Genomic DNA, 22,847 nt, shown 5'->3' on the forward strand with positions numbered 1-22,847 from the left:
TGCCGGGGAGGAATTTCCAGACCATTGCCCGCTGCTCGCGCGCCTCTTACGCCGTCGGCCATGCGAAAGCTTCTCAAGGTCCTGCTGATCCTGCTGCTGATCCTGGCAGGATTCTATCTCTATGCCCGCGCGGAGGCGCGGTGGGACCCGATCGTTCGCATCGCCACGATCAAGCTGCCGCGCTGGCCCAAGGGGATAAAGCCGGTTCGCGCCGTGCTGATCAGCGACGTGCATATCGGCAGCCACGCGATGGACGAAGCGCGCCTCAGCCGCATCGTCGACCAGATCAACGCGCTCAATCCCGACATCGTGCTGATGGCGGGCGACTTCATCTACGGCCACGATCCGCATGGCGCGCGGAAATTAGGGCCCGGCCTGGTCGCGCCATTCAAGAAACTGCACCCGCCGCTCGGCGTCGTCGCGGTGCTGGGCAATCACGATCATTGGACCGGACCCGACGACATCACCGGCCTGTTGGCCCAGGCGCGGATCACCGTGCTGGTCAACGACGTCACCGCCCGCGGGCCGATCGCGATCGGCGGGGTCGATGACGATTATACCAATCATGCCGACATCGCCGCGACGATGGCCAAGCTGCGCCCGTTCGAGGGAGCGCGCATCATCCTGACGCATTCGCCCGACATAGCGCCGCGATTACCGGCGGACGTGCACCTGCTGCTCGCCGGGCATACGCATTGCGGACAAGGGGTGTTGCCCATTTACGGGCCGGTCGCGAGCGTGTCGCGTTTCAAGGATCGCTATCGCTGCGGGTTGGTGATGGACCCGGGGCTCGCGGTCGTCGTGACCGGGGGATTGGGCACAAGCGGCCCGCCGCTGCGATTCGGCGCCCCGCCCGATCTGTGGCTGATCACGCTCGAGGGGTGAAGCGCGGGCTTCCGAAGCACCAATAATCTGCAGCCAACGGGAAGTGGCGACGATGACGCGGAATGGAGACGTTCACTCGTTGCGCCGTTCTCGATTAGGGTTAAACTTCGCTGTGATGTCTATTTTCAGCTCGCCACTGCTCGTCGCGGCAGTCGTATTGACAACCCCTCTCTCCGCGATGTCGGTAACGACCGCAGTGGAAGTTACGCCGTTTGCCGACATTCCAAATGTGACGGTCGTTTCCTACGATGTGGCAGGCCGCAATCCCGCCGCGATTCGTCGGTCTATCGACGCGGAGCGGCCAACCGACCCCAATGACCGCATCCGTGTCGATGGATTGAGCCACTACGAATTCCACTGGCGCTGGCATCGCAACGGTGAGGGGACGTGCGCTGCCGCGCCTGAAGATGTTCTTTTCAGCGCGACGGTTACCGCACCACGGCTGATGGACGATGACGCTTCGCCGAAGCTGCACGAGCAATTCGACCGCTATCTTCACTCGCTGCTAGTCCACGAGGATGGGCACATTCGCTATGCTTGGAACCACCGTGGCGACATCGCTGCTGCGATAAACGCCGCCACTTGCGCCACCGCAGACACAGCAGCTCGCGCGGCCGTAAGAGCGATTGCCGAACATGACATCGCGTATGACAAGGCTACCCGCCACGGGACGAGCACCATCCTGCCGTTTGGCTAAGAAGGCAGCGGCGTTTCTCTACAGCTGCAAGTCTGGCGGTCCGCAAATCGCTCGCCAAGGGCCAGCTAGTCACGGCAGGCTTCGGTACATTTGAACAGCTTCGGAAAGTGCCTTAGGTGTTACGCCTTGCGGCCAGCCTCGAACAGGAACCAGGCGCGGCGTTCGGCCTGGTCGGTCCAGTCGTCGATCATCGCGCTGGTGGCATTATCCTTGGCGTTGTCGGCGATATCCTTCGCTTCGCGCAGGCTCTCCACCAGCTTCAGATTGTCGTCGCGCAATTCCTTGAGCATGTCGTCGGGCGAGACGAAATCCTGATCGTTGTCCTTGAGCGTCTGGTGCCGGGCGATGTCGCCGATCGAGCGCAAGGTGACGTTGCCGGTCTTGCGCACTCGCTCGGCAATGTCGTCGGTCGAGGCGAAGATCTGCGCCGCCTGCTCGTCGAGCATCAGATGATAGTCGCGGAAATGCGGGCCCGAGACGTGCCAATGGAAGTTCTTGGTCTTGAGGTAGAGCGCGAACGAATCGGCGAGGATCGCGTTAAGCGCGTCCTTCACGCTTTTCGCTGCGTTGGAGGACAGATCGGTCGGCGTCTTGAGGTCGGCGTTGGGCATGGTGTCTCCGTTGGGCGAAAGAATCGTTGCGACAACGGATCAATATAGGATTGGGTCCACCCTTCGCCGCACGAAAATGCCGGGCAGAGTGATCGAGCGACTAGATCAGCCGCAGCGCGGAGAATGCCAGCCAGAACCCGGCGACCGCGAGCAATCCGCCGACAACCAAGCCCATCACGCGGTGCGGCAGGGTCCGCCAGATCAGGTCGCCGCCAAGCGCCGCGAAGCCCAACACGACCGCGCTGCCGATGAACCCGCCGATGCCGGCGAGCGCGGCTGTCCCGCTCATCGCCAGCGCGAGCGTGACGAATTCGGTGCGACCGCTCCACCCGCTGGCGACCAGTCGGACGGCGACGGTCCAGAACGGGCGACGCCCCTCGCCCGGCTCGATCGGCTTGCCCGGCCAGATGCCGCCGCTCGCCGCCGCAAGGAGCGCGAAGGCGACGAACAGGCGCTTCGGATTGGGAGTGAGATGCGGCGCGAGGAAGAAGCCCGCCACCGCGGCGATTGCGTGCGTGATCAGGATCGCGACCAGCGCGCCGGCCAGCACCATGCCGGCCTTACCCGAACGATCGGCGACGCGCGCGACGTAGGTCGCGGTCGGATCGGTCGCGCGAATCAGCAAGGCGGCGACCAGCGCCGCCATCAATGAATCCATCAGCCGCCCAGTCGCATCGCACCGGCGGCGAGGAAGACATGGCCGGTCTGCGCATCGGTCTGACCGCAACCGACCGCTTCGCTCAGCATGGCGATCCAGCCGCGCACGATCATCCCGCTTTCGCCGCGCCCCAGGGCCGATTCGAGCGCATGCGCCACCGCCACGACGGGCAGCACGCCGGCCGCTTCGGCCACGCAGCGAATCGAATCGACTTCGACGACGAGGTCGCGCGGGCGCACATGCCGCGCCATCAGGTCGAGCCGCGCGATCCGCGCGGCGAGATCGTCATTACGAGCAGAAACCCCCATTTCCCCTACTCCCGCTTCGCTTGCGCGAGAGTGCTACCGATATGGTAAAGGGGATGTTAAAGCCCCTTGCGCTTGACAATCTCCCTCGGCTGGGCCAATGGCCCGCCCCTGACAAGCGGCGGCGCGTCCGCCGCTTTTGCATTTCAAGCGAAACAGGAATTTGGGTCATGGCCAAGCCGACCACCGTCAAGATCAAGCTCGTCAGCTCGGCCGACACCGGCTTCTTCTACGTCACGAAGAAGAATCCGCGTACCCAGACCGAGAAGCTGTCGTTCCGCAAGTACGATCCCGTCGCGCGCAAGCACGTCGAGTTCAAGGAAGCGAAGATCAAGTGATCGAGCGGGCGGCGTAAGCCGCCGATCGATCATCCCGGCGCAGGCCGGGATCCAACAGGCCGCAGGGGAAACCCTAGCGGCCTTTTCGTTTTTAAGCCCTCGCCCGCAGCTCTCTGGCGTCACCCGACGCTCTTTCGCTGGGGTGACGGATATAGCGCTAAAGTAGCGAATTCACCTCTTCCACGAATCGCGCGACCGATATCGGTTTGGACACATAGGCGTCGGCACCCGCGCCACGAATCCGTTCTTCGTCCTCGCGCCCGGCATAAGCGGTCACCGCCATGATCGGGATCCTGCCCAGGTCCCCGTCCGCCTTGATCTGCAGGATCAGATCATAGCCGCTGACATAGGGCAGCTGGATGTCCATCACGATCAGGTCGGGAACGAAAGCGCGCGCGCGCTCGACTGCTTCGCGGCCGTCGCGCACGGGTTCGGTCTCGAATTCGTGCGCGCGCAGCAAATCGCAGAACAGCTTCAGATTAAGTTCGTTGTCCTCGACAACCAGCACGCGCTTTGCCAACGGGGTCTCCTTGGACCACGACATAGCAATGAACCCCACCGACACCAACGACGCCCCGACCCTGGCATTGCACGCGCTGGCCTGGACGCTGGCCGATCCGGCGCGCGCTCGGCGATTGCTCGACCTGACCGGACTCGACGCCGATACGTTGCGCGGGTCGGCCGGGAATCGCGGTACCCAGGCGGCGGTGCTGGGGTTCCTAGAAGCGCACGAGCCTGATCTCGTCGCCTGCGCCGCCGAACTCGGCGTCAAGCCCGAGGCGCTGGTCGCCGCCCGCCGGAGCCTGGAAGCATGACGCGCCCGTTACTGATCTGCGATTGCGACGAAGTGCTGCTGCACATGGTGCGCCATTTCGGCACCTGGCTGCGCGAGCGCCACGACATCGCCTTCGCGCACGAAACGGGCAGCTTCATCGCCATGACCCATGCCGATGGCAGCCCGGTCGATCACCAGCGGATCTGGGCGATGCTCGACGAATTCTTTCCCGCCGAGATGGAGCGCCAGACCCTTGTCCCCGGCGCCGCCGAGGCGCTGGCGGCGCTAGGCGAGAGCGCGGACATCGTCATCCTGACCAATCTGGGCGATCATTGTCGCGAGCACCGCATCGAGCAGCTGGCGCGGCACGGCATTCGCCACCGCGTCGAGACCAATCAGGGCGGCAAGGGCGGCCCGGTCGCTCGACTGGTCGCGGAATATGGCAATCCGGTCACGGTTTTCGTCGATGATCTGGCGACGCACCACGAATCGGTTGCCAAGCACGCGCCCACGGTCCACCGGCTGCACCTAGTCGCCGAGCCCGCAATGGCACCGCAAGTGCCGCCCGCGGCGCACGCGCACGCACGTATCGATGACTGGGGGGCCGCACGCGACTGGATCGCCCAGCGCTTCGCCGCCGACCAGCCGGCCATAACAGAAGGGATTTCCGCATGACCGACCGTATCGACCGCAAGCTGGAGGAAATGGGCCTGAGCCTGCCGTCGCCGGCCGCACCGGTCGCCTCCTACGTGCCGACGGTCGACGCCAACGGCCTGCTCCATATTTCGGGGCAGCTGCCGTTCAAGGACGGCAAGGTGGTCACCGGCCGCCTGGGCGACGGGATGGACAAGGTGGCGGGGCAGGAAGCCGCCGAATTGTGCGGACTGATGCTGGTCGCGCAGATCAAGGCCGCCTTGGGCGGCGATCTCAGCCGCGTCGAACGGATCGTCAAGCTGGGCGTGTTCGTCAATTCGGCGCCCGATTTCACCGACCAGCCCGAAGTCGCCAATGGCGCGTCGAACCTGATGGAAGCTTTGTTCGGCGAGGCCGGCAAGCACGCCCGCAGCGCGGTCGGTGTGGCTGCACTCCCGCGGGGAGCCGCGGTCGAGGTCGACGCGGTCGTCAAGCTGGCGGACTGAGCCAACTAAACGTCATGCCGGGCTTGTCCCGGCATCCACCCATCCGCATATTCCGCGCATGCGAGGAAAACGGCGCAGTGCACCCCGGTACAAGGCCGGGGTAACGAAAGACTGCGGCCAGTGAGTCGCGCTCCAATTACCGCGCGCATCTCGGAAGGCGTGTCGCAAGTGGCCGCGGCCGACTGGGACGCCTGCGCCGGCACCGGCAATCCGTTCGTGCGCCACGCCTTCCTCTCGATCCTCGAAGAATCGGGCAGTGTCGGGCGCGGCACCGGATGGCAGGCGCTGCCGGTGATCGCCGACGGCCCGGACGGGCGTCCGGCCGCGATCGCGCCGGCCTATGCCAAGAGCCATAGCCAGGGCGAATATGTTTTCGACCACGCCTGGGCCGACGCCTGGGAGCGCGCCGGCGGCGATTATTACCCCAAGCTGCAGATCGCCGCGCCGTTCACTCCGGTACCGGGCCCGCGGTTGCTGTTACGCGACCCGGCGATGGCCCCCGCGCTGATCGGCGCGATCGAGGCGCTGACCGATCAGAACGGCCTGAGCTCGGCGCATGCGACCTTCGTCGCACCCGACCAGCTGCCGTTGTTCGAGGCAGCGGGCTGGCTGATCCGCGAAGGCACCCAATTTCATTGGCAGAACAACGGCTACGCCAGCTTCGATGATTTCCTCGCCGCGCTCGCCAGCCGCAAGCGCAAGGCTATCCGTCAGGAGCGCGCCAAGGCGATCGAGGGGCTGACCATTCGCCACGTCACCGGGGCCGAGCTGACCGAGGCGCATTGGGACGCCTTTTGGGCATTCTATCAGGATACCGGCAGCCGCAAATGGGGGCATCCCTATCTGACGCGGCCGTTCTTTTCGCTGCTCGGGGAGCGGATGGCGGACGATGTGCTGCTGATCCTGGCCGAACGCGACGGACGGCCGATCGCGGGGGCGCTCAACCTGATCGGTGCCGATACGCTCTATGGCCGCTATTGGGGCTGCGTCGAGGACGTCCCCTTCCTCCATTTCGAGCTCTGCTACTACCAGGCGATCGACGCGGCGATCGCGCGCGGGCTGTCGACGGTCGAGGCGGGCGCGCAGGGCGAGCACAAATTGGCTCGCGGATATGTCCCCGTGCCGACCTGGTCGGCGCATTACATCCCCGACCGCAATTTCCGCCGCGCGATCGCCGATTTCCTGGCGCGCGAGCGCGCAGGGGTCGAGAGCGACCAGCAATATCTGGCGCAGCTCACGCCGTTCAGAAGAGGGGAACCTTGCTCTTAGGCGGGAGCGGGAAATCGCCTCTCTTGGCTTGCGGCGCCACGTCGACATGGTTGACCTTGAACACCACGCTGTCGCCGCTGCGCCAGATCGGGGTCAGGTCCTGGACGTATTTGGCGTGATAGGGCGGCGGCGTGATCAGCCACACATAATCGAATGCCGGGCGCGGGAAGAGCGCGAGACTGCGGTCGATCGGCCGCCACCATTCGCGCGGGCACTGGCGCTCGGTGACGATCTCCGACGGGTCGTGCGAGAAATGCCCGGCGGCGACATATTTGGTCGTGAGCAATTGCGCGCCCGGCATCGACCATTGGTCGTTGGTGTAGGCAGCGTTGCGTTCGAGCGCGAGCCCGGGAAGGTGCTCGAGCCGGCTCATCAGCCATTCGTTATTGCAGGTCTTGCCGACGAAGCTGACGAGGCGCGCGCCGACCGGGATATGGTCGAGCGCCTTGAGCTCGCGGTCGTAAGCCTGGTCGAAAATATAGAAGCTGACCGTCGTCGCGGTGGTGCGGACCACCACGAAGGCAAGGCCGAGCGCCGCGACCGTCTTCATCGCGCGGGACGACACCATCTTTTTGGGCCTGATGGCGATGACCGCGATCGCCACCATGAACGGCGCCAGCCGCATATCGGCATAAGCCGAACCGAACACGATACGCGGCAACAGTACGAAGACCGTGACCAGGAACACGGTCGAAAGGCCGACCGCGCGCGAATATTCGAAATTGGGATCGCGCACCGCCTTGTAGATGACGAGCCCGATCACCGCCACCGAAGCGATATCGAACGCCATCCAGCGATCGCGCAGCATCATCGTCAGCCAGCTGATCTTGGCTTGCCAGTTGAACCAGTCGCCGGTCTGCCCGCTCACATGCTGGCCGTTGCGCCAGGCGATCATCATCAGCATCGGCAAACAGAGCGGCAGGCAGTGCAGCCCGGCGCGGACGAATCCCATCGCCCAGCGCTTGGCGCCTTCGCGCGTGATCGGCCCGATCCGCGCCCCGACCTGGTCCTTTATGCGGTCATGCTCGCGCACCATTTCCGCCGAGAAGGCAAGCACGCCGAGCACGCCCCAGCCGAATGTGTGGCAGACCCACAGGATGCACGAAAGCGGCACGAAGAGGAGCGCGCGCAGCCGGAACTTCTCGAGCCGCGCGAGCCGCAGCCACAGCGCGAACATCGGCAGCGCCCAGGCCATCGACAGCATGAAGTTCACGAAGCCGAATTGCAGCGGATAGCAATAAGCGAGCGGCAACGCGAACAGGGCAGTGGGCGGGATGCGGCCATGCACCTCGCGCGCGATCCACAACAGCCCGATCACGATCAGCGGCGGAATCGACAGCACGATCAGCTTGACCGACAGTTCGAGCCCGAAGATCGGGTGCATGATCTCGACCAGCAGGTCGACGCCGAGATTGCCGATCAGCGACCATTGGAAATTGTACCAGTCGAGCAGCCAGGGATAATTCTGGAGATCGACCTGGACGCGATACCGACCCATATGCCCGGGCAGGTCGACCAGCGGCGGGATATTGGGCCATAGCAACGGCACCATCGACAACAACGCCATTATCACCACGAAGGTGCGCGTCTGCCACCATTGAAGTTTGTCGTTGCCGTCCATCTTCGCGGCTTTAGGCACGAGCAGGGTCGCGCCGCAAGGTCAACGCACGCGCCAGACCTTTGCCGGGGAGCCCGGCAATGCGACCGGCGTCAGCCAAGCCGGCGTGCGGCCGGCATCGAGACCTGCCAGAAACCCGGAGGGCGCTTCGCTTTCGTAGATCATGATCTCGGGCAGCCCCGGGCAGAACGCGACATAGTCGATCCGCCGCCTGAGGACGATGGCATGGGCCTGCGCCTCGGTTCCGACAAACGCCGCGATCACATCATGCATCGCGGTCGCGCCGCGATGATGCCCGCTCGCGACGGCATCGTGCGGCGTTAACAGCAGGATCGCAGGCGAAATATCGAGCGGCGCGAGCACGTTGCCGGGCGGCAGTGCATGGAGCGCCTGCATGTCACTGGCGTCGAGGCAGCCCATTGCCCGATGGACTGTCGCGACGCGCGGGTCGGGTGCCAATGCTCGCAACGTAGCGCCGAAAACCGCGCCCGGCGCTGCCGCGGCGAGCACGCATGACGTCGCCAAAATCCGTTTGGGCAGGTTGTCGATGGTCCGGGCCCGCAGAAGCAGGGGATGAAGCAAGCGCATCGCGCCCACGATTGCCAGCAGATTGGCGACCCCGCCGGCACGCTGGACGACAATCGCCGCTGCGGTCGCCGCCGCCAGCAGGAACGTCAAGGTGATCCAGCGCGTGCGCGCTTCGCCCGCGCTTTTCCTCACCGCAAAGGCGGCACCGGCCAACCCAAGCAGCGGAAGGGCGATGGTGTCGGCGATCACGGACGGCGCCTGGTCCCAGAGCGGCAGGCCTTCCGCCACGTTCATGTACCAGAAGTGATGAACCAGCGGATCGAGCTGACCGAACGGGCCCGCCGCACATTGCGGCGCGAGCAACGGGAGCGGTACGAGCGCAGCCACGCCGACGCCCGCCAGTCCGATCAGACGACCGATGATCGTCCGGATCGGCAGCGCCGTCAGGACGATCGTGCCTGCCGCCGCGACAACGAGCATCGCCAGATAGACGGGCGACACTGCGTCGCATGGCGACACCCGCCAGGCGGCCACCGGATGCAATACCAGGAAGATGAGGACGGCGCCCGAAGCGGTGCCGGCCACCGTCGCCGTCAACAGCGCGCGGTTGGCGGGCGCCACTGCCCATTTGAGCGAGACCAGCGCCAGGATCGCCGCGATCATCGGCAAGCCTTCGAGCGAGATCGACAGCCAGATCGCAATCGCCGTTCCGGCCAGCAGGCCAGCCTTCCTGGTCGGCGCGCCGACCAACGCATAAGCCGCGAGCAAGGCAGTCGCCATCTGCCAGCCGTGATGGTCGATCCGCATCGGCCGAAGCTGATGGAGGACTTCCACGCCCAGGGGTACGATGCACGCCGCCATCAGCGCCGCGCCGTCGTTTGCCAGCAGCCGCCGGGCGAGCGCCGCCACCAAGGCCATCACTACGCCGAGCGTCAGCAGCGGTACGGCGACCAAGGCGACATGTTCGGCGGCGAGCTGGCCGAGCAACGGCCGCAGCGCCAGGATTACCGCTGCGATGGGAAGATCGACCACGCGCGACCAGTGCATCGGCACGCCGGCCGGGATGTTGAGACGATGCTGGGTCAGATCGAACCAGCTCTGCCCCGCCAGCCAGTCGCGCACCTGCAGCAGCCGCATCTGATCGTCGGGATCGGGAAAGCGCCATGCGACGATTGCGCTCCAGGCAATCACGACGAGGAGGATCGACGTTATCGCCCAGATCGCTGCGACCGACAGCCAGAAGCGCCGTTTGGTCATGCGAAGACGATTTTCGCCCGCAAGAGATACGTGGCCTGGAAGCTCGCTGCGACGGCGACCAGTTTGGCCAGTCGGGCGTCGATGCCGAATTGGACCGCAAGGCTGACAATCGCGACCGTGATCAACAGCCCGGCAAAGGCCGAGAGCAGGAACAGCGCCTGTTGCCGGGCGCGGTCGATGCCGATGTCGCGCAGCTCACCGGCGAACACCAGCCGGCTCGATATCAGCCAATGGACCAGAATGCCCGCACTGTAGCTGAGCGCCGACAGCAGCGCGATCGGCATGCCAGTGGCCCGTAGCGCCAGGAACAGCGAGAAATCGACGGCGAGCGCGAGCACGCTCGCGGCGAGATAGCGCAAATAGGTCGCTCGCCACAGCAAGGCCATGACGCGATTCATCATGCGACTTGCAGGCGCGCCGGGACGAGGCGCTCAGAGGCCAACGCGGCGCGCTCGCCCTCATTGCCGCTCTCGTGATATTCGGCGTCCTCGTTGACCGCCCAGATATCGTAGATCCGCTCGCCCGCCTGGATGTTGCGGACGGTGAGCATCGCGGTCATCATCGCGTGATCCTGATTGTTGTAGCGATGCATGCCGTTGCGGCCGACCAGGTGGAGCGTCGGATAGCGCGCCTCGAGCTCGCCGCGCATTTCCTCGACATTCGTCCGGTAGGCGTCGTCATAGACGGGATAGGCCTTTTCCTGCCGCACGACGCGCCCGCCGACGACAGTGGCCGGATCCGCCAGCCCCAAAGTCGCGAGTTCCTTCGTCGCCTGCGCGACGAGATCGTCGTCCGACGCCGACCACAGGCCATCGCCTTCGAAACAGAAATATTCGAGGCCGACACAGGCAAGCGCTTCGTCGGGCACCATTTCGGGCGACCAGCTGCGGAAGTTCTGGACGCGGCCGACCTTCACGCGCGGATCGTGGATATAGATCCAATTGTCGGGGAACAAATCGTCCGACCGGATCATCAGCGCCACGGTCAGGAAGTCGCGATAATTGAGGTCGAGGGCATTGGGCAGCGTCGCCGGCAACGGATGAATCCGTCCGGCCAGCTCGCGCATCGGCGCGGACGAGATGACATGGCCGGCATTGATCGTCAGCATCTCGTCGCCGCGGCGCGCGGCGACTCGCCAGCGCCCCGTCGCCTGGTCCTGACTGATCTGATGCAGCGCGGTGCCCATCAGCACGCGGTTGCCGCCGGCGATCACCTTGTCGCGCGCCGCATCCCACATCATACCCGGCCCCTGGCGCGGATAGCGGAAGGTTTCGAGCAATGTCTTGACCGCCATGCCGTCGTTGCGCCGCCTGTTGAGCCCGAGTGAGCGCTTGAGGCCGTCGATCACAGCGCCGCCCAGGCTCAATCCCTTGATGCGCTGCGCGGCCCAGTCCGCCGACATTTCGTCGCACGGCATGCCCCAAACCTTTTCCGTGTAGGTCTTGAAGAAGATCGAATAGAGTTTGTGGCCGAACTGGTTGACCACCCATTGTTCGAACGAGCGCGGATCCCTGGTCGGAAACGCCTTGACCTTGGCATAGCTCAGCATGCACATCGCCGAGCGCCAGATGCCGAGGTTCATCAGCGCCTCGAACCCGCGCAAGGGATAGCTGTAGAATTTGCCCTCATAATAGATGCGGCTCATCCGCGGGCGTTCGATGAAGTCGTCGGGCAGGATCTCGTTCCAGAGATCGACTACCTCTTTCGATTTCGAGAAGAAGCGGTGGCCGCCGATATCGAACCGGAAGCCGTCATGCTCGACGGTCCGGCTGATTCCGCCGACATAGACCGGATCCTTCTCGATCACGGTGACCGAATAGCCGAGCTTGGTGAGCTGATACGCAGCGGTCAGGCCCGCTGGGCCGGCGCCGATGATCGCGACATCGACTGCCTGGTCGTCCCGCATGTCTACTTTCCCCCGAACCGCGATGGTCGGGAGAGCCTTGGCGGGAAAGTGGTTAACGGAGCCCTAAGGCGCGCTTGGGGATGAGCGGAATCGGACCATTCCTGCTCGGCCAAGCTAGCAAGACACGCGGACGGGCACCTATAGCCGTCATCCCAGCGAAAGCTGGGATCACGGACGTTGGCTCAGCGGTCGCGCCGTCCCAACAATCGCAACCGCAACGCGTTCAGCTTGATGAAGCCGGCGGCGTCGCGCTGGTCATAGGCACCCTGATCGTCCTCGAAGGTGACGACCTTCTCGCTGTAGAGCGAATAAGGCGACTTGCGGCCGACCACGTACACGCCGCCCTTGTAGAGCTTGAGGCGAACGGTACCGCTGACCTTTTCCTGGCTGTGATCGATCGCCGCCTGGAGCATCTCGCGCTCGGGCGAGAACCAGAAGCCGTTGTAGATCAACTCGGCATAGCGCACCGCGAGTTCCTCCTTGAGGTGCGCGGCGCCGCGGTCGAGCGTCAATTGTTCGATGCCGCGATGCGCGAGGTGATAGATCGTGCCGCCCGGCGTCTCGTACATGCCGCGCGACTTCATCCCGACGAAGCGGTTCTCGACCAGGTCGAGCCGGCCGATGCCATGGCGCTTGCCGAGCTCATTGAGCTTGGTCAGCAAGGTCGCGGGGGACATCCCTTCGCCGTTCAGTGCCACGCCGTCGCCGCCCTCGAAATCGATCGTGATGAATTCCGGCGTGTTGGGCGCGTCCTCCGGATTGTCGGTGCGCGAATAGACGTAATCGGGCACTTCTTCCCACGGATCCTCGAGCACCTTGCCCTCGGACGAGGTGTGCAGGAGGTTGGCGTCGGTCGAGAACGGCGCCTCGCCGCGTTTGTCCTTCGATACCGGGATCTGGTGCTGTTCGGCGAATTCGATCAGCTTGGTGCGGCTGGTCAAATCCCATTCGCGCCACGGCGCGATCACCTTGATGTCGGGCGCGAGCGCGTAATAGCCGAGCTCGAAGCGGACCTGGTCGTTGCCCTTGCCGGTCGCGCCATGACTGACCGCGTCGGCATTGACGAGCTTCGCGATCTCGATCTGGCGCTTGGCGATCAGCGGCCGCGCGATCGACGTGCCGAGCAGGTACAGTCCCTCATAAAGCGCGTTGCCGCGCATCATCGGGAAGACGTAATCCTTGACGAATTCCTCGCGTAGATCGTCGATGAAGATGTGCTCGGGCTTCACCCCCGCCATCTCGGCCTTCTTGCGCGCCGGCTCGAGCTCCTCGCCCTGGCCGAGATCGGCGGTGAAGGTCACGACTTCGCATTGATAGGTCTGCTGAAGCCATTTTAGGATGACGCTGGTGTCGAGGCCGCCCGAATAGGCAAGCACGACGCGATTGATCTTTTCCGACATGGCGGCTCCGCAAACTGGAAGGGGGATTTGCGATGCGCCTCTAGGTTCCGGGGGACGGTTCCGCAAGCGGTGGGGGCGTTCCCACGTCCTTGAGCAGCCCCGGCCACCACAAAGCGAGCGCGCCGGCGCGATAGACATAGCTCAAGGTGAGCGCGATCCACACGCCTAGCGCGCCCCAGGGGCGCATCGCCAGGTCAGTCGCGATGTACAGGACGGTCGACAGGATCGCGGCGTTTCTCAGTGCCTTGCCGCGCGTCGCGCCGATGAAGATGCCATCGAGCAGCCACGCCGGCGCGCCGATCAGCGGCTGCAGCGCGGCGAACGGCGCGAGCGCCAGCGCGTGTTGCTGGACCTGCGGGTTGCTGGTCATCAGCTCGACCAGGAAGCGGCCGCCGAACGCGATCGCCGCGACGAACACCAGCCCGCTGGCGAACGAGAATTCCCCGGTCAACCGGATCGCGCGGAGGAAATCGTCGCGCGACCTCGCCCCGATCGCCTGTCCGACGCGCGATTCGGCGGTGAAGGCGAAACCGTCGAGCACATACGCGGCGAGGCCGACAAATTGCGACAGGACATGATTGGCGCCGAGCTGGACCGGGCCCAGCCGCGCGCCGGCATTGGCGAACCAGCCGAACAGGATCAGCAACGCGACGGTGCGGACCATGATGTCGGCATTGACCCCGAACAGCCGCCTGAGCGCCGCCGGGTCGAACGCGCGGACGACCTCGGCACGGACAGCCGCGCGGCCGTCGCGGCCCAGCACGAAGCCCGCAATGCCCAGCCCCGTCGCCAGCGCGATCCATTCGGCGCTCGACGTGCCGAAGCCGACGCCGCGCGCGCCCCAGCCGAAATGCCAGACGAAGATCAGATCGAGCGTGATATTGGCGGTGTTCATCACGATCTGCAGAAGCAGCGCCGCCCGCGTCCGTCCGAGTCCGAGCAGCCAGCCGTTGATCGCGAAGCCGGCGAGCGCGGCCGGCGCGCCGAACAGGCGCGCGGCGACGAAGCCCTCCGCCACGTGGTCGAGCTCACCCGAGCCTGCGAAGATGCGAAAAGCGAGTGGGACGATCGCCGCCTGGAGCGCGAGCAGCACTGACCCGAGTCCGACGCCTAACGCGATCCCGCGGACGAGCAGCGCGCGTACCTCCCGCCCGTCCTTCGCACCCTCGGCCTGCGCGGTCAGGCCGGTCATTCCCATCCGCAGGAAGCCGAAGGTCCAGAACAGGAAGGTGACGACGAAACTGCCAAGCGCGACTGCCGCCAGCGCAACCGCATCGCCGGTGCGCCCGATCACCGCTGTATCGACCAGCCCGACCAACGGCACGGTGATCTGCCCGATCATGATCGGCCAGGCCTGCGCGACAATCGAACGGCGAGTGATCGCGGAGGCGGTCATGGGCGTGGACCTAATCGGCGGTGTGGCCCGCGTCACGCCGAGATTAAGCTATTGATGGGTTTTCGTGGCGTCAGGCGGATCAGCAACCGCCGGGGCGACAATCCAGCCCTACGGCTTAGCCCCGATCTCGCTCACTGACCCGGCGAATTCCTCGAAATCCTTGGCCTCGGTGAAGTCCTTATAGACGCTGGCGAAGCGGATATAGGCGACCGAATCGAGCCCTTTGAGCCCTTCCATCACCATCTGGCCGATCTGCTGTGCGCGGATTTCGGGATCGCCGCTGGTTTCGAGCTGGCGCTGGATGCCCGATACCAGTTTCTCGATCCGCACCGGATCGATCGGGCGCTTGCGCGTCGCGACCGAAATCGAGCGCATCAATTTCTCGCGGTCGAACGGCTCTCGCCGATCGTCGCTCTTGAGCACCACCAGATCGCGCAGCTGGATGCGCTCGAAGGTCGTGAAGCGCGCCGCACAACCTTCGCATTGCCGTCGCCGGCGGATCGCCGCGCCATCCTCGGTCGGACGCGAATCCTTGACCTGGCTATCTTCATGGCCGCAAAAGGGGCAACGCAAGGCGGATCAGTCTTTCGTCAATCGGTCGAGCGCGGCGGCGCCGGCACCGATCACCGCCCCGCCAATCACACCGATGCCCGCGACCGGCAGCGAGACGATCGCCCCCAGCACCGCGCCGCGCTTCATCGCACCGCCGACACCCGATTCGGGCTCGCCGGCGCGTGAGCGCTGGAGAGCGGCGCGTGCCGCCGCAAGCGTTTGGTCCGAAGAACTCATCCAAGTCCCTTTATTTGGCGAACCGATTATACGCCATGATCCCGGCGCCGATCACTGCGCCCGTCACCATCGAGATCGGCAATACGATCGCCGCCACCGCGCCTACCGCCGCCGCGCCTGCGATCTTCTGCGCATCCTCGTTCTTCATCAGGTCGCGGGCGGTCTTCTCCGCCTCCGCGGCGCTGTTCATCACAAAGGCCTTGGCCTCTTCGTAAGTCGTCGAACCGTCGCCGGTCGCCACGCCGCAGGCCGGGCAGAACTTCGCACCATCGGGCAGCGCCGCGTCGCAATGCGCGCACATCCGCTTCAGATTGTCTTCACTCATAACTCAGGTCTCCGGATAGATCGGGAACCGGTGACATAGTGCATTAACACGCTCACGCACAGCCATTTCGACTTGCGCATCGCCCTGCTCGCCATTTTTGGCCAATCCGTCGAGCACGTCGGCGACCATATTGCCGATCTCGCGGAACTCGGCGGGACCGAATCCGCGCGTGGTGCCGGCGGGCGATCCGACCCGGATGCCGCTGGTCTTGACCGGGGGCAGCGGATCGTTGGGGATGCCGTTCTTGTTGCAGGTGATGCCCGCGCGCTCGAGCGCTTCGTCGGCATCCTTGCCGGTAACGCCCAGTGGCGTGAGGTCGATCAACGCGAGATGCGTGTCGGTGCCGCCCGACACGACCGCCGCGCCGCGCTCGGCCAGGGTCGCCGCCAACACCTTGGCATTCTCGATGATCGCCGCGGCATAGAGTTTGAAGTCGGGACGCAGCGCCTCGCCGAACGCCACCGCCTTGGCGGCGATGACGTGCATCAGCGGGCCGCCCTGCAGCCCGGGGAACACCGCCGAATTGATCTTCTTGGCGATCGCCTCGTCATTGGTGAACACGGCGCCACCGCGCGGGCCGCGCAAGGTCTTGTGCGTCGTGGTGGTAACGACATGGGCATGGCCGAACGGGGTCGGGTGGACCCCGCCCGCGACCAGCCCGGCGAAATGCGCCATGTCGACCATGAAGATGGCGCCCACTTCGTCGGCGATCGCGCGAAACTTGGCGAAGTCGATCTGGCGCGGATAAGCCGAACCACCTGCGATGATCAGCCTGGGTTTATGCTCGCGCGCCTTGGCCGCGACTTCGTCGAAATCGATCAAATGCGTGGTCGGGTCGACGCCATATTGCACCGCGTTGAACCACTTGCCCGACATTGCCGCCTTGGCGCCGTGGGTCAGATGGCCGCCCGAATCGAGGCTGAGACCCATGATCGTCTCGCCCGGCTTGACCAAAGCGAGCATCACCGCGCCATTGGCCTGCGCGCCCGAATGCGGCTGGACGTTGGCGAATTCGCAGCCGAACAATTCCTTCGCGCGGTCGATCGCCAGCTGCTCGACCTCGTCCGACGGGTGGCAGCCCTGGTAATAGCGCTTGCCCGGATAACCTTCGGCATATTTGTTGGTGAACACCGATCCCTGCGCCTCGAGCACTGCCTTGGAGACGATATTCTCCGACGCGATCAGCTCGATCTGGTCCTGCTCGCGCGCGAGTTCGTGGCGGACACCGGCGAACACCGCCGGATCGGCCTCGGCCAGGCCGCGAGTGAAATAGCCGTCAGGCTGGACGTCGTGGAGCGTGCTGGGATTGGTGCTCATCGGTCAGGCTTTCGTTGAATTGACTGGGCTGCCGAGCTTGTCGACCCGGTGCTGGTGGCGGCCCCCGGCAAAGGGAGTGGTGAGAAAGGCTTCGAGACAGGCGATCGCCATCGCCTCGCCGGTCAGCCGTGCGCCCATCGCGACGACATTGGCATCGTTATGCTCGCGCGCCAGCGCGGCGGACAAAGGCTCCGAGACGAGCGCGCAGCGAACTTTCGGATTGCGATTGACCGCGATCGAGATGCCGATGCCCGACCCGCAAAGGGCGACGCCGCGATCCGCCGCGTCCGACGCCACCGCGTCGGCCAGCTTGTAGCCATAATCGGGATAATCGACGCTCGCGCCGTCGTGCGGCCCCAGATCGTCGACCTCATGCCCGGCCGCACGCAACCATTCCGCAAGCGTCGCCTTGAGGGCGATGGCGGCATGATCGGACGCGATGGCGATGCGCATGAACTGGGCGCGGGTCCTTAGAGCTGTCGTGTGGGACGCCCTTACCGAGCCTCGGCGCGTTACGCTACCCCGAGCTTGGGTTTTATCTCGAGCCAGCCGCGCGTCGGCAACGGGGCCCAGCCCGGCCGGCGGGGCAATGACCCCGTGACCAGCTCATTCCGTCGCGAGTCGTGCGGGCGTCATCGAAACGTCACCGGATTGCCGTAGCGCGAAAAGGCCGGGCGCGGTAAAGCAGCGCACCTCAGGGACACTTCGCATGGCCACTGCCCTCGCACCGCAAAAGAACCGCGCCGTCCAGGATGCGGTCCATCGCCACGACCATCTGACCAAGCAAGGCATTCTCGAACGCGCCTTCACGTTCGCGTTTCGTGGGCTGGTCTATGCGCAGATTTGGGAAGATCCCACGGTCGACATGGAAGCGCTGGCGATCCAGCCCGACAATCACGTCGTGACGATCGCGTCGGGCGGGTGCAACGCGCTCAGCTATCTGACCGCCAATCCGCGCCGGATCACCGCGGTCGACCTCAACACCGCGCATATCGCGCTCAACAAATTGAAGCTCGCGGCGGCGCGGTACCTGCCCGATTACGACGCCTTCCATCGCTTTTTCGCCGAAGCGAACACCAAGGCGAACATCGCGGCGTACAAGACCTATATCCGCCCGCATCTCGACGAGCCGACCCGGCATTATTGGGAAAGCCGCGACGTGACCGGCCGCCGCCGCATCGGCGGCTTCGCCAAGGGCCTGTACAAGCGCGGGCTGCTCGGCGGCTTCATCGGCGCGGCGCACATGCTGGCCCGGCTTCACGGGCTCGATCCAAAGGCGATCCTGAAGGCCAACACGATCGAAGAGCAACGCGAGATTTTCGATCGCGAATATGCGCCGTTCTTCGACAAGGCGTTCGTGCGCTGGTTGACCGATCAGCCGGCGTCGTTGTTCGGCCTCGGCATCCCGCCCGCGCAATACGAAGCGCTGGCCGGCGATGCCAAGATGGCGACCGTTCTGCGCGAGCGACTCGAAAAGCTCGCCTGCGACTTCGACCTCAAGGACAATTACTTCGCCTGGCAGGCGTTCGGCCGCGGCTATGGCGAGGGGCCCGAGGCGCCGCTGCCGCCCTATCTCCAGGCCGACAATTACGCCGATGTCGTCGACCGGCTCGACCGGATGGAGATCCTCCATTCGAACTATGCCGAGTTCCTCAAGCGCCAGCCCGACGCCTCGCTCGATCGCTACATCCTGCTCGACGCGCAGGACTGGATGACCGACGAGCAACTGACCGACCTGTGGACCGAGATCACGCGCACCGCGCGGCCGGGATCGCGCGTGCTGTTCCGCACCGCGGGCGCGCCGACCATCCTGCCGGGTCGCGTGCCCGACGCGGTGCTCGGCCGCTGGACCTATCGCGCCGAGGACTCGCTCGATTACACCCGCCGCGATCGCTCCTCGATCTATGGCGGCGTGCATCTCTACGTGCTGGGGGACGCCGCCTGAGCGAGCAGCCGCATGCGGCGCATATGGATGCGATCTATCGCTCCCAGCGCCACTTTTACGACCTGACCCGAAAATATTACCTGCTGGGACGCGACGCGCTGATCGAGGGCCTCGCGCCCCCGCCGGGCGGCAGCGTGCTGGAGGCGGGATGCGGCACCGGGCGCAACCTCATCGTCGCGGCGCGGCGTTGGCCCGACGCGCATTATTACGGCGTGGACATCTCCGAAGCGATGCTCGAGACCGCACGCGCCAATGTCGCAAAGGCGGGATTGAGCGATAGCATTACCTTCGCGCAGGGCGACGCGACCGCGTTCGACGCGCAGGCGATGTTCGGTCGCGATGAGTTCGACCGAGTGTTCCAATCCTATACCTTGTCGATGATCCCCGACTGGACGGGAGCGATCCGCGAAGCGGCCCGCAAGCTCGCGCCGGGCGGAAGGCTCGACATCGTCGATTTCGGGCAGCAGGAGCGCCTGCCGCGCTGGTTCCGCGCGATGCTGTTCGCTTGGCTGGCGAAGTTCGACGTCACGCCGCGGGCCGATCTGTTCGAGGTGGTGGACAAGATCGGGCTGAACGCGCAACACCGCGTGCTGTATCGTGGCTATGCCTGGAGCGCGCGCCTCTCTCGTGACTAAGACTACCAAATCCGACCAGCCAGTTATCGTTCTCGTCCGTCCGCAGCTTGGTGAGAATATCGGCAAGGCGGCGCGCGCCATGCTCAATTTCGGGCTGACCGAGATGCGCCTGGTCGCGCCGCGGGACGGCTGGCCCAACCCGCAAGCGGGGCCGGCGGCATCAGGCGCCGACGTGGTGCTCGAACGCGCGCGGGTGTTCGACAGCGTGGCCGACGCCGTCGCCGATTGCCCGCACGTCTACGCCACCACCGTCCGTAAGCGAGGCGTCACCAAGCCGGTAGTGACCCCCGAGGCCGCGGCCCGCGAGATCCACGGCCAGCCCGGCCGCTCGGCGATCCTGTTCGGCCCCGAACGCTCCGGCCTGGAAACCGACGACGTCGCCGTGGCGCGCACGATCGTCACGGTGCCGATCAACCCCGAATTCGGCAGCCTCAATCTCGCCCAGGCGGTGATCCTCGTCGCCTATGAATGGTCAAAGGGGGTCGCGCTTGCCCAGCCGACTGATACCGATCTGCCGCTCCCGGCACCTCAAGAAGAATTGGACGGCATGATCGGCCAACTCGATGCGATGCTGGAAGTTGCCGGCTTCTATTTCCCGCCCGGCCGCGTGCCGACCACGAAACGAACTCTGCGCACGCTACTGACGAAGCCCGGCTGGTCGAGCCAGGAAATACGTACATTGCGCGGCGTCCTGTCGGCACTTTCCAATCCGCGTCAGCGAGGCTGACGTTTTAGTCTTCCGTTACTGTCAAGGAAACGATAAGCAGCCGGCAATCCAAAATTGTGGAGTTACTGATGCGTTTCAACACGATGGCGTTCGTTGCCGCTATCTCTCTCGCCGCTCCCGCGTTCGCCCAGACCGCGCCAGCCACCGATTCGGCAGCGCCGAAACCGGTCAAGGAAAAGAAGGTGTGTCGTCGTGAAACGACGACCGGCTCCATCATCGGCGCCCGGTCCACCTGCCATACCAGAAGCGAATGGGCAGCAATCGATGCCGCGAACGCGCGGAGCACCGACGACATGCTGTCGCATCCGAACAACCGTGCCGCGAGTCCCCGCTAAGGCTTGACACGATCAGGCGCCTCTGCGAGAGGCGCGCCCTTCGCAAACGGCCCCGCACTTCCGGTGAAGCGGTGGCCCTGCCGATCTCCTGATCTCAGCAGAGCGATGACCGGAATTAGCGCCGCCTTCGGGCGGCGTCGTTGTTGGCAATTGCAAAGGAATATTTATGTCGAAGCGCTCCAGCGCCAAGCACAAGCTCGACCGCCGGATGGGCGAGAACATCTGGGGTCGTCCCAAGTCCCCGGTGAACAAGCGCGAATACGGTCCCGGCCAGCACGGCCAGCGCCGCAAGGGCAAGATGTCGGACTTCGGCATCCAGCTGCGCGCCAAGCAGAAGCTCAAGGGCTATTACGGTGACGTCACCGAGAAGCAGTTCCGGCATTGCTATCACGAGGCCGCCCGGATGAAGGGCGATACCTCGCAGAACCTGATCGGCCTGCTCGAACAGCGTCTCGACATGATCGTCTATCGCGCCAAGTTCGCGCCGACGATCTTCGCCGCGCGGCAGCTGGTCAGCCATGGCCACATCCGCGTCAACGGCGTGAAGTGCAACATCGCGTCGCGCCGCTGTTTCGTCGGTGACGAGATCACGCTGGGCACCAAGGCCAAGGACATGGCGCTGGTGATGGAAGCGCAGCAGCTCGCCGAGCGCGACATCCCCGATTACGTTTCGCCGGACGGCAATGCCAAGGTGACCTTCACCCGCGTGCCGACGCTCGACGAGGTGCCCTATCCGGTGAAGATGGAACCGAACCTGGTCGTCGAATTCTATTCGCGCTGATCAACCGACATCGTCGATATCCGAAAGGGCGGTCCCTATGGGGCCGCCCTTTTGCGTTGACGGATAAACATTCTAGAGACGTCTGAAGCTCCGCCGCGAGGTCGAGATCCCCGACCTACCAGCTGGTCGCGAAACGGACGAACCTGGCAGGCACTGGGGAAATGTGATCGATATCCTGCAACGATACCCGAATGTCGCGGGCGAGCCGCTCGCGATGGCGATGTTGTGCCAGACGCTCAAGACGAAGGGACTGGCCGGCGACGCTTATGCGCTGGGACTGGCCGCGGTGGCGGCGGCGCCCGGCGATACCGATGTGCGCGATCTGGTCCGCGCGGCGCTATCCGCGGGCGTGCCGCATTGGCACGCACCGATGCTGCGCGACGGGCCGCGCAACGCTTGTTATTCCCAGGCGATCGCCCGGCTGGTGACCCCGGGAATGCGGGTATTGGAGATCGGCACGGGAGCCGGACTGCTGTCGCTGCTAGCCGCCCGGGCCGGCGCCCAGGTCATCACTTGCGAAGCCAATCCGGTGATCGCGGCGGCGGCGCGCGAGATCGCGCACCGCAATGGCTTGGCCGATCGCATCACCGTCATTTCCAAATATTCGACCGAGCTGGAAATGGGTCAGGATCTGGCGGAGCCCGCCGACCTGTTGATGTCCGAATTGTTCGACGACGCGCTGTTCGGCGATGACATCGTCCAGGTCATGGCGGATGCACGCGGGCGGCTGGTCCGGCCCGACGCGCCGATCCTGCCACCGCGCGCCGAATTGCGGTGCGCGCTCGTCGCGCTCGACCACCCCGCCGAATGGCCGCTCGGCATGGTGGAAGGTTTCGACATGTCGCCCTTCAACCTGCTTGCCGCGCCTTCCCCGGCAGTGTTGCGCGCGCGCAGCGATGGAGCCACCCGCCGGTCGTCTCCCACCAGCCTACTCGCCATGGACTTTGAGGCACCCACGTTCGGGCCGACTCAAGAGACTGCAGTGCTGATCTCCGATGGCGGCGTGATCCATGGCGTAACACAGTGGCTGCGGGTCGATTTCGGCGCGGGGGTGACGTTCGAAAACAGCCCGTTCGACGAGTCGCGGTCGCATTGGGGGGCGCCGATCCATCCGCTGTCCGAACCGATCGAGACAGTGGCGGGCGACGCGATCGAGGTGACCGCGCGGCTGGTGTCGGCGCAATTGCTGATCAGCGCGCGACGCGCCTGAT

28 protein-coding genes are annotated in these 22,847 nt (G+C 65.1%); 13 read left to right on the forward strand and 15 right to left on the reverse strand.

Annotated elements, in window-relative coordinates; all coding sequences use genetic code 11:
- Positions 1-60 precede the first annotated feature (60 nt).
- Complete coding sequence (locus SPR01S_RS08535) at positions 61-885, forward strand: metallophosphoesterase (RefSeq protein WP_066587985.1); 825 nt, start codon at positions 61-63, stop codon at positions 883-885.
- Between the two features lie 52 nt (positions 886-937).
- Positions 938-1,582 (forward strand): DUF922 domain-containing protein, encoded by a 645-nt coding sequence (locus tag SPR01S_RS08540; RefSeq protein ID WP_084251056.1) that lies wholly within the window; start codon positions 938-940, stop codon positions 1,580-1,582.
- 119 nt (positions 1,583-1,701) lie between these two features.
- On the opposite strand, the gene SPR01S_RS08545 is transcribed toward SPR01S_RS08540, so the two are convergent.
- The 3 genes from SPR01S_RS08545 to SPR01S_RS08555 all read right to left on the reverse strand — a co-directional run bounded on the left by SPR01S_RS08545 (position 1,702) and on the right by SPR01S_RS08555 (position 3,159).
- Complete coding sequence (locus tag SPR01S_RS08545) at positions 1,702-2,193, reverse strand: Dps family protein (RefSeq protein WP_066587989.1); 492 nt, start codon at positions 2,191-2,193, stop codon at positions 1,702-1,704.
- A gap of 100 nt (positions 2,194-2,293) precedes the next feature.
- On the reverse strand, positions 2,294-2,839 hold the full coding sequence (locus SPR01S_RS08550) for a TMEM165/GDT1 family protein (protein ID WP_169803405.1): 546 nt from the start codon (positions 2,837-2,839) through the stop codon (positions 2,294-2,296).
- 11 nt (positions 2,840-2,850) lie between these two features.
- On the reverse strand, positions 2,851-3,159 hold the full coding sequence (locus SPR01S_RS08555) for a hypothetical protein (RefSeq protein WP_066587992.1): 309 nt from the start codon (positions 3,157-3,159) through the stop codon (positions 2,851-2,853).
- Positions 3,160-3,326: 167 nt separating this feature from the next.
- Here SPR01S_RS08555 and rpmG point away from each other — a divergent pair, with 167 nt between their 5' ends.
- Positions 3,327-3,494 carry a 50S ribosomal protein L33 gene (gene rpmG, locus SPR01S_RS08560; RefSeq protein ID WP_046348982.1) on the forward strand — a complete coding sequence of 56 codons (168 nt, stop codon included), beginning with the start codon at positions 3,327-3,329 and terminating at the stop codon, positions 3,492-3,494.
- A gap of 157 nt (positions 3,495-3,651) precedes the next feature.
- On the opposite strand, the gene SPR01S_RS08565 is transcribed toward rpmG, so the two are convergent.
- The gene (locus SPR01S_RS08565) at positions 3,652-4,014 is read right to left on the reverse strand and encodes a response regulator (protein WP_066588212.1); all 363 of its coding nucleotides are present in this window, start codon (positions 4,012-4,014) and stop codon (positions 3,652-3,654) included.
- A 28-nt stretch (positions 4,015-4,042) separates the two neighbouring features.
- Here SPR01S_RS08565 and SPR01S_RS08570 point away from each other — a divergent pair, with 28 nt between their 5' ends.
- From SPR01S_RS08570 to SPR01S_RS08585, 4 genes are all read left to right on the forward strand, one after another.
- Positions 4,043-4,309 carry a DUF3572 domain-containing protein gene (locus SPR01S_RS08570; protein WP_066587994.1) on the forward strand — a complete coding sequence of 89 codons (267 nt, stop codon included), beginning with the start codon at positions 4,043-4,045 and terminating at the stop codon, positions 4,307-4,309.
- Positions 4,306-4,944 (forward strand): hypothetical protein, encoded by a 639-nt coding sequence (locus SPR01S_RS08575; protein ID WP_066587996.1) that lies wholly within the window; start codon positions 4,306-4,308, stop codon positions 4,942-4,944. The genes SPR01S_RS08570 and SPR01S_RS08575 overlap by 4 nt, the downstream gene beginning before the upstream one ends.
- Positions 4,941-5,408, forward strand: a complete 468-nt coding sequence (locus SPR01S_RS08580) for a RidA family protein (protein ID WP_066587998.1) — start codon at positions 4,941-4,943, stop codon at positions 5,406-5,408. Before SPR01S_RS08575 ends, SPR01S_RS08580 begins: the two co-directional genes overlap by 4 nt.
- A gap of 120 nt (positions 5,409-5,528) precedes the next feature.
- The gene (locus SPR01S_RS08585; RefSeq protein WP_066588005.1) at positions 5,529-6,677 is read left to right on the forward strand and encodes a GNAT family N-acetyltransferase; all 1,149 of its coding nucleotides are present in this window, start codon (positions 5,529-5,531) and stop codon (positions 6,675-6,677) included.
- Here the strand turns inward: SPR01S_RS08585 and SPR01S_RS08590 are convergent.
- The 11 genes from SPR01S_RS08590 to rpiB form a co-directional block, all read right to left on the reverse strand.
- A complete protein-coding gene (locus SPR01S_RS08590) occupies positions 6,652-8,298 on the reverse strand; it encodes a hypothetical protein (RefSeq protein ID WP_066588008.1) in 1,647 nt (548 codons plus the stop codon). The genes SPR01S_RS08585 and SPR01S_RS08590 overlap by 26 nt on opposite strands.
- Before the next feature lie 39 nt (positions 8,299-8,337).
- A complete protein-coding gene (locus tag SPR01S_RS08595; protein WP_066588027.1) occupies positions 8,338-10,080 on the reverse strand; it encodes a hypothetical protein in 1,743 nt (580 codons plus the stop codon).
- Positions 10,077-10,481 carry a GtrA family protein gene (locus SPR01S_RS08600; RefSeq protein WP_157082088.1) on the reverse strand — a complete coding sequence of 135 codons (405 nt, stop codon included), beginning with the start codon at positions 10,479-10,481 and terminating at the stop codon, positions 10,077-10,079. Before SPR01S_RS08600 ends, SPR01S_RS08595 begins: the two co-directional genes overlap by 4 nt.
- Positions 10,478-11,986 (reverse strand): NAD(P)/FAD-dependent oxidoreductase, encoded by a 1,509-nt coding sequence (locus tag SPR01S_RS08605; RefSeq protein WP_066588033.1) that lies wholly within the window; start codon positions 11,984-11,986, stop codon positions 10,478-10,480. The genes SPR01S_RS08600 and SPR01S_RS08605 overlap by 4 nt, the downstream gene beginning before the upstream one ends.
- A gap of 182 nt (positions 11,987-12,168) precedes the next feature.
- Complete coding sequence (locus SPR01S_RS08610) at positions 12,169-13,386, reverse strand: argininosuccinate synthase (RefSeq protein ID WP_066588035.1); 1,218 nt, start codon at positions 13,384-13,386, stop codon at positions 12,169-12,171.
- Between the two features lie 40 nt (positions 13,387-13,426).
- Positions 13,427-14,782: an MATE family efflux transporter gene (locus tag SPR01S_RS08615; protein ID WP_066588041.1), complete on the reverse strand. Its 1,356-nt coding sequence runs from the start codon at positions 14,780-14,782 to the stop codon at positions 13,427-13,429.
- A gap of 108 nt (positions 14,783-14,890) precedes the next feature.
- A complete protein-coding gene (nrdR, locus tag SPR01S_RS08620) occupies positions 14,891-15,355 on the reverse strand; it encodes a transcriptional regulator NrdR (RefSeq protein ID WP_066588043.1) in 465 nt (154 codons plus the stop codon).
- A 6-nt stretch (positions 15,356-15,361) separates the two neighbouring features.
- Positions 15,362-15,571 (reverse strand): hypothetical protein, encoded by a 210-nt coding sequence (locus SPR01S_RS08625; protein ID WP_066588046.1) that lies wholly within the window; start codon positions 15,569-15,571, stop codon positions 15,362-15,364.
- A 10-nt stretch (positions 15,572-15,581) separates the two neighbouring features.
- Complete coding sequence (locus tag SPR01S_RS08630) at positions 15,582-15,896, reverse strand: zinc ribbon domain-containing protein (RefSeq protein ID WP_066588049.1); 315 nt, start codon at positions 15,894-15,896, stop codon at positions 15,582-15,584.
- 3 nt (positions 15,897-15,899) lie between these two features.
- Entirely contained in the window at positions 15,900-17,213 is a 1,314-nt protein-coding gene (glyA, locus tag SPR01S_RS08635; protein WP_066588052.1) for a serine hydroxymethyltransferase, read from the reverse strand.
- Between the two features lie 3 nt (positions 17,214-17,216).
- Complete coding sequence (gene rpiB, locus SPR01S_RS08640) at positions 17,217-17,666, reverse strand: ribose 5-phosphate isomerase B (RefSeq protein ID WP_066588057.1); 450 nt, start codon at positions 17,664-17,666, stop codon at positions 17,217-17,219.
- 256 nt (positions 17,667-17,922) lie between these two features.
- Here rpiB and SPR01S_RS08645 point away from each other — a divergent pair, with 256 nt between their 5' ends.
- From SPR01S_RS08645 to SPR01S_RS08670, 6 genes are all read left to right on the forward strand, one after another.
- On the forward strand, positions 17,923-19,158 hold the full coding sequence (locus SPR01S_RS08645; RefSeq protein ID WP_066588062.1) for a BtaA family protein: 1,236 nt from the start codon (positions 17,923-17,925) through the stop codon (positions 19,156-19,158).
- Between the two features lie 23 nt (positions 19,159-19,181).
- A complete protein-coding gene (locus SPR01S_RS08650; protein WP_066588065.1) occupies positions 19,182-19,793 on the forward strand; it encodes a class I SAM-dependent methyltransferase in 612 nt (203 codons plus the stop codon).
- The gene (locus SPR01S_RS08655) at positions 19,786-20,520 is read left to right on the forward strand and encodes an RNA methyltransferase (RefSeq protein WP_281178776.1); all 735 of its coding nucleotides are present in this window, start codon (positions 19,786-19,788) and stop codon (positions 20,518-20,520) included. Before SPR01S_RS08650 ends, SPR01S_RS08655 begins: the two co-directional genes overlap by 8 nt.
- 68 nt (positions 20,521-20,588) lie before the next feature.
- Positions 20,589-20,855, forward strand: a complete 267-nt coding sequence (locus SPR01S_RS08660; RefSeq protein WP_066588068.1) for a hypothetical protein — start codon at positions 20,589-20,591, stop codon at positions 20,853-20,855.
- A 166-nt stretch (positions 20,856-21,021) separates the two neighbouring features.
- On the forward strand, positions 21,022-21,636 hold the full coding sequence (rpsD, locus tag SPR01S_RS08665; protein ID WP_066588071.1) for a 30S ribosomal protein S4: 615 nt from the start codon (positions 21,022-21,024) through the stop codon (positions 21,634-21,636).
- 163 nt (positions 21,637-21,799) lie between these two features.
- Positions 21,800-22,846, forward strand: coding sequence for a class I SAM-dependent methyltransferase (locus tag SPR01S_RS08670; protein ID WP_066588074.1), 1,047 nt, complete (start codon positions 21,800-21,802; stop codon positions 22,844-22,846).
- Position 22,847: the final 1 nt, after the last annotated feature.

The organism is Sphingomonas pruni NBRC 15498 (assembly GCF_001598455.1).
Lineage (GTDB): Bacteria > Pseudomonadota > Alphaproteobacteria > Sphingomonadales > Sphingomonadaceae > Sphingomonas > Sphingomonas pruni.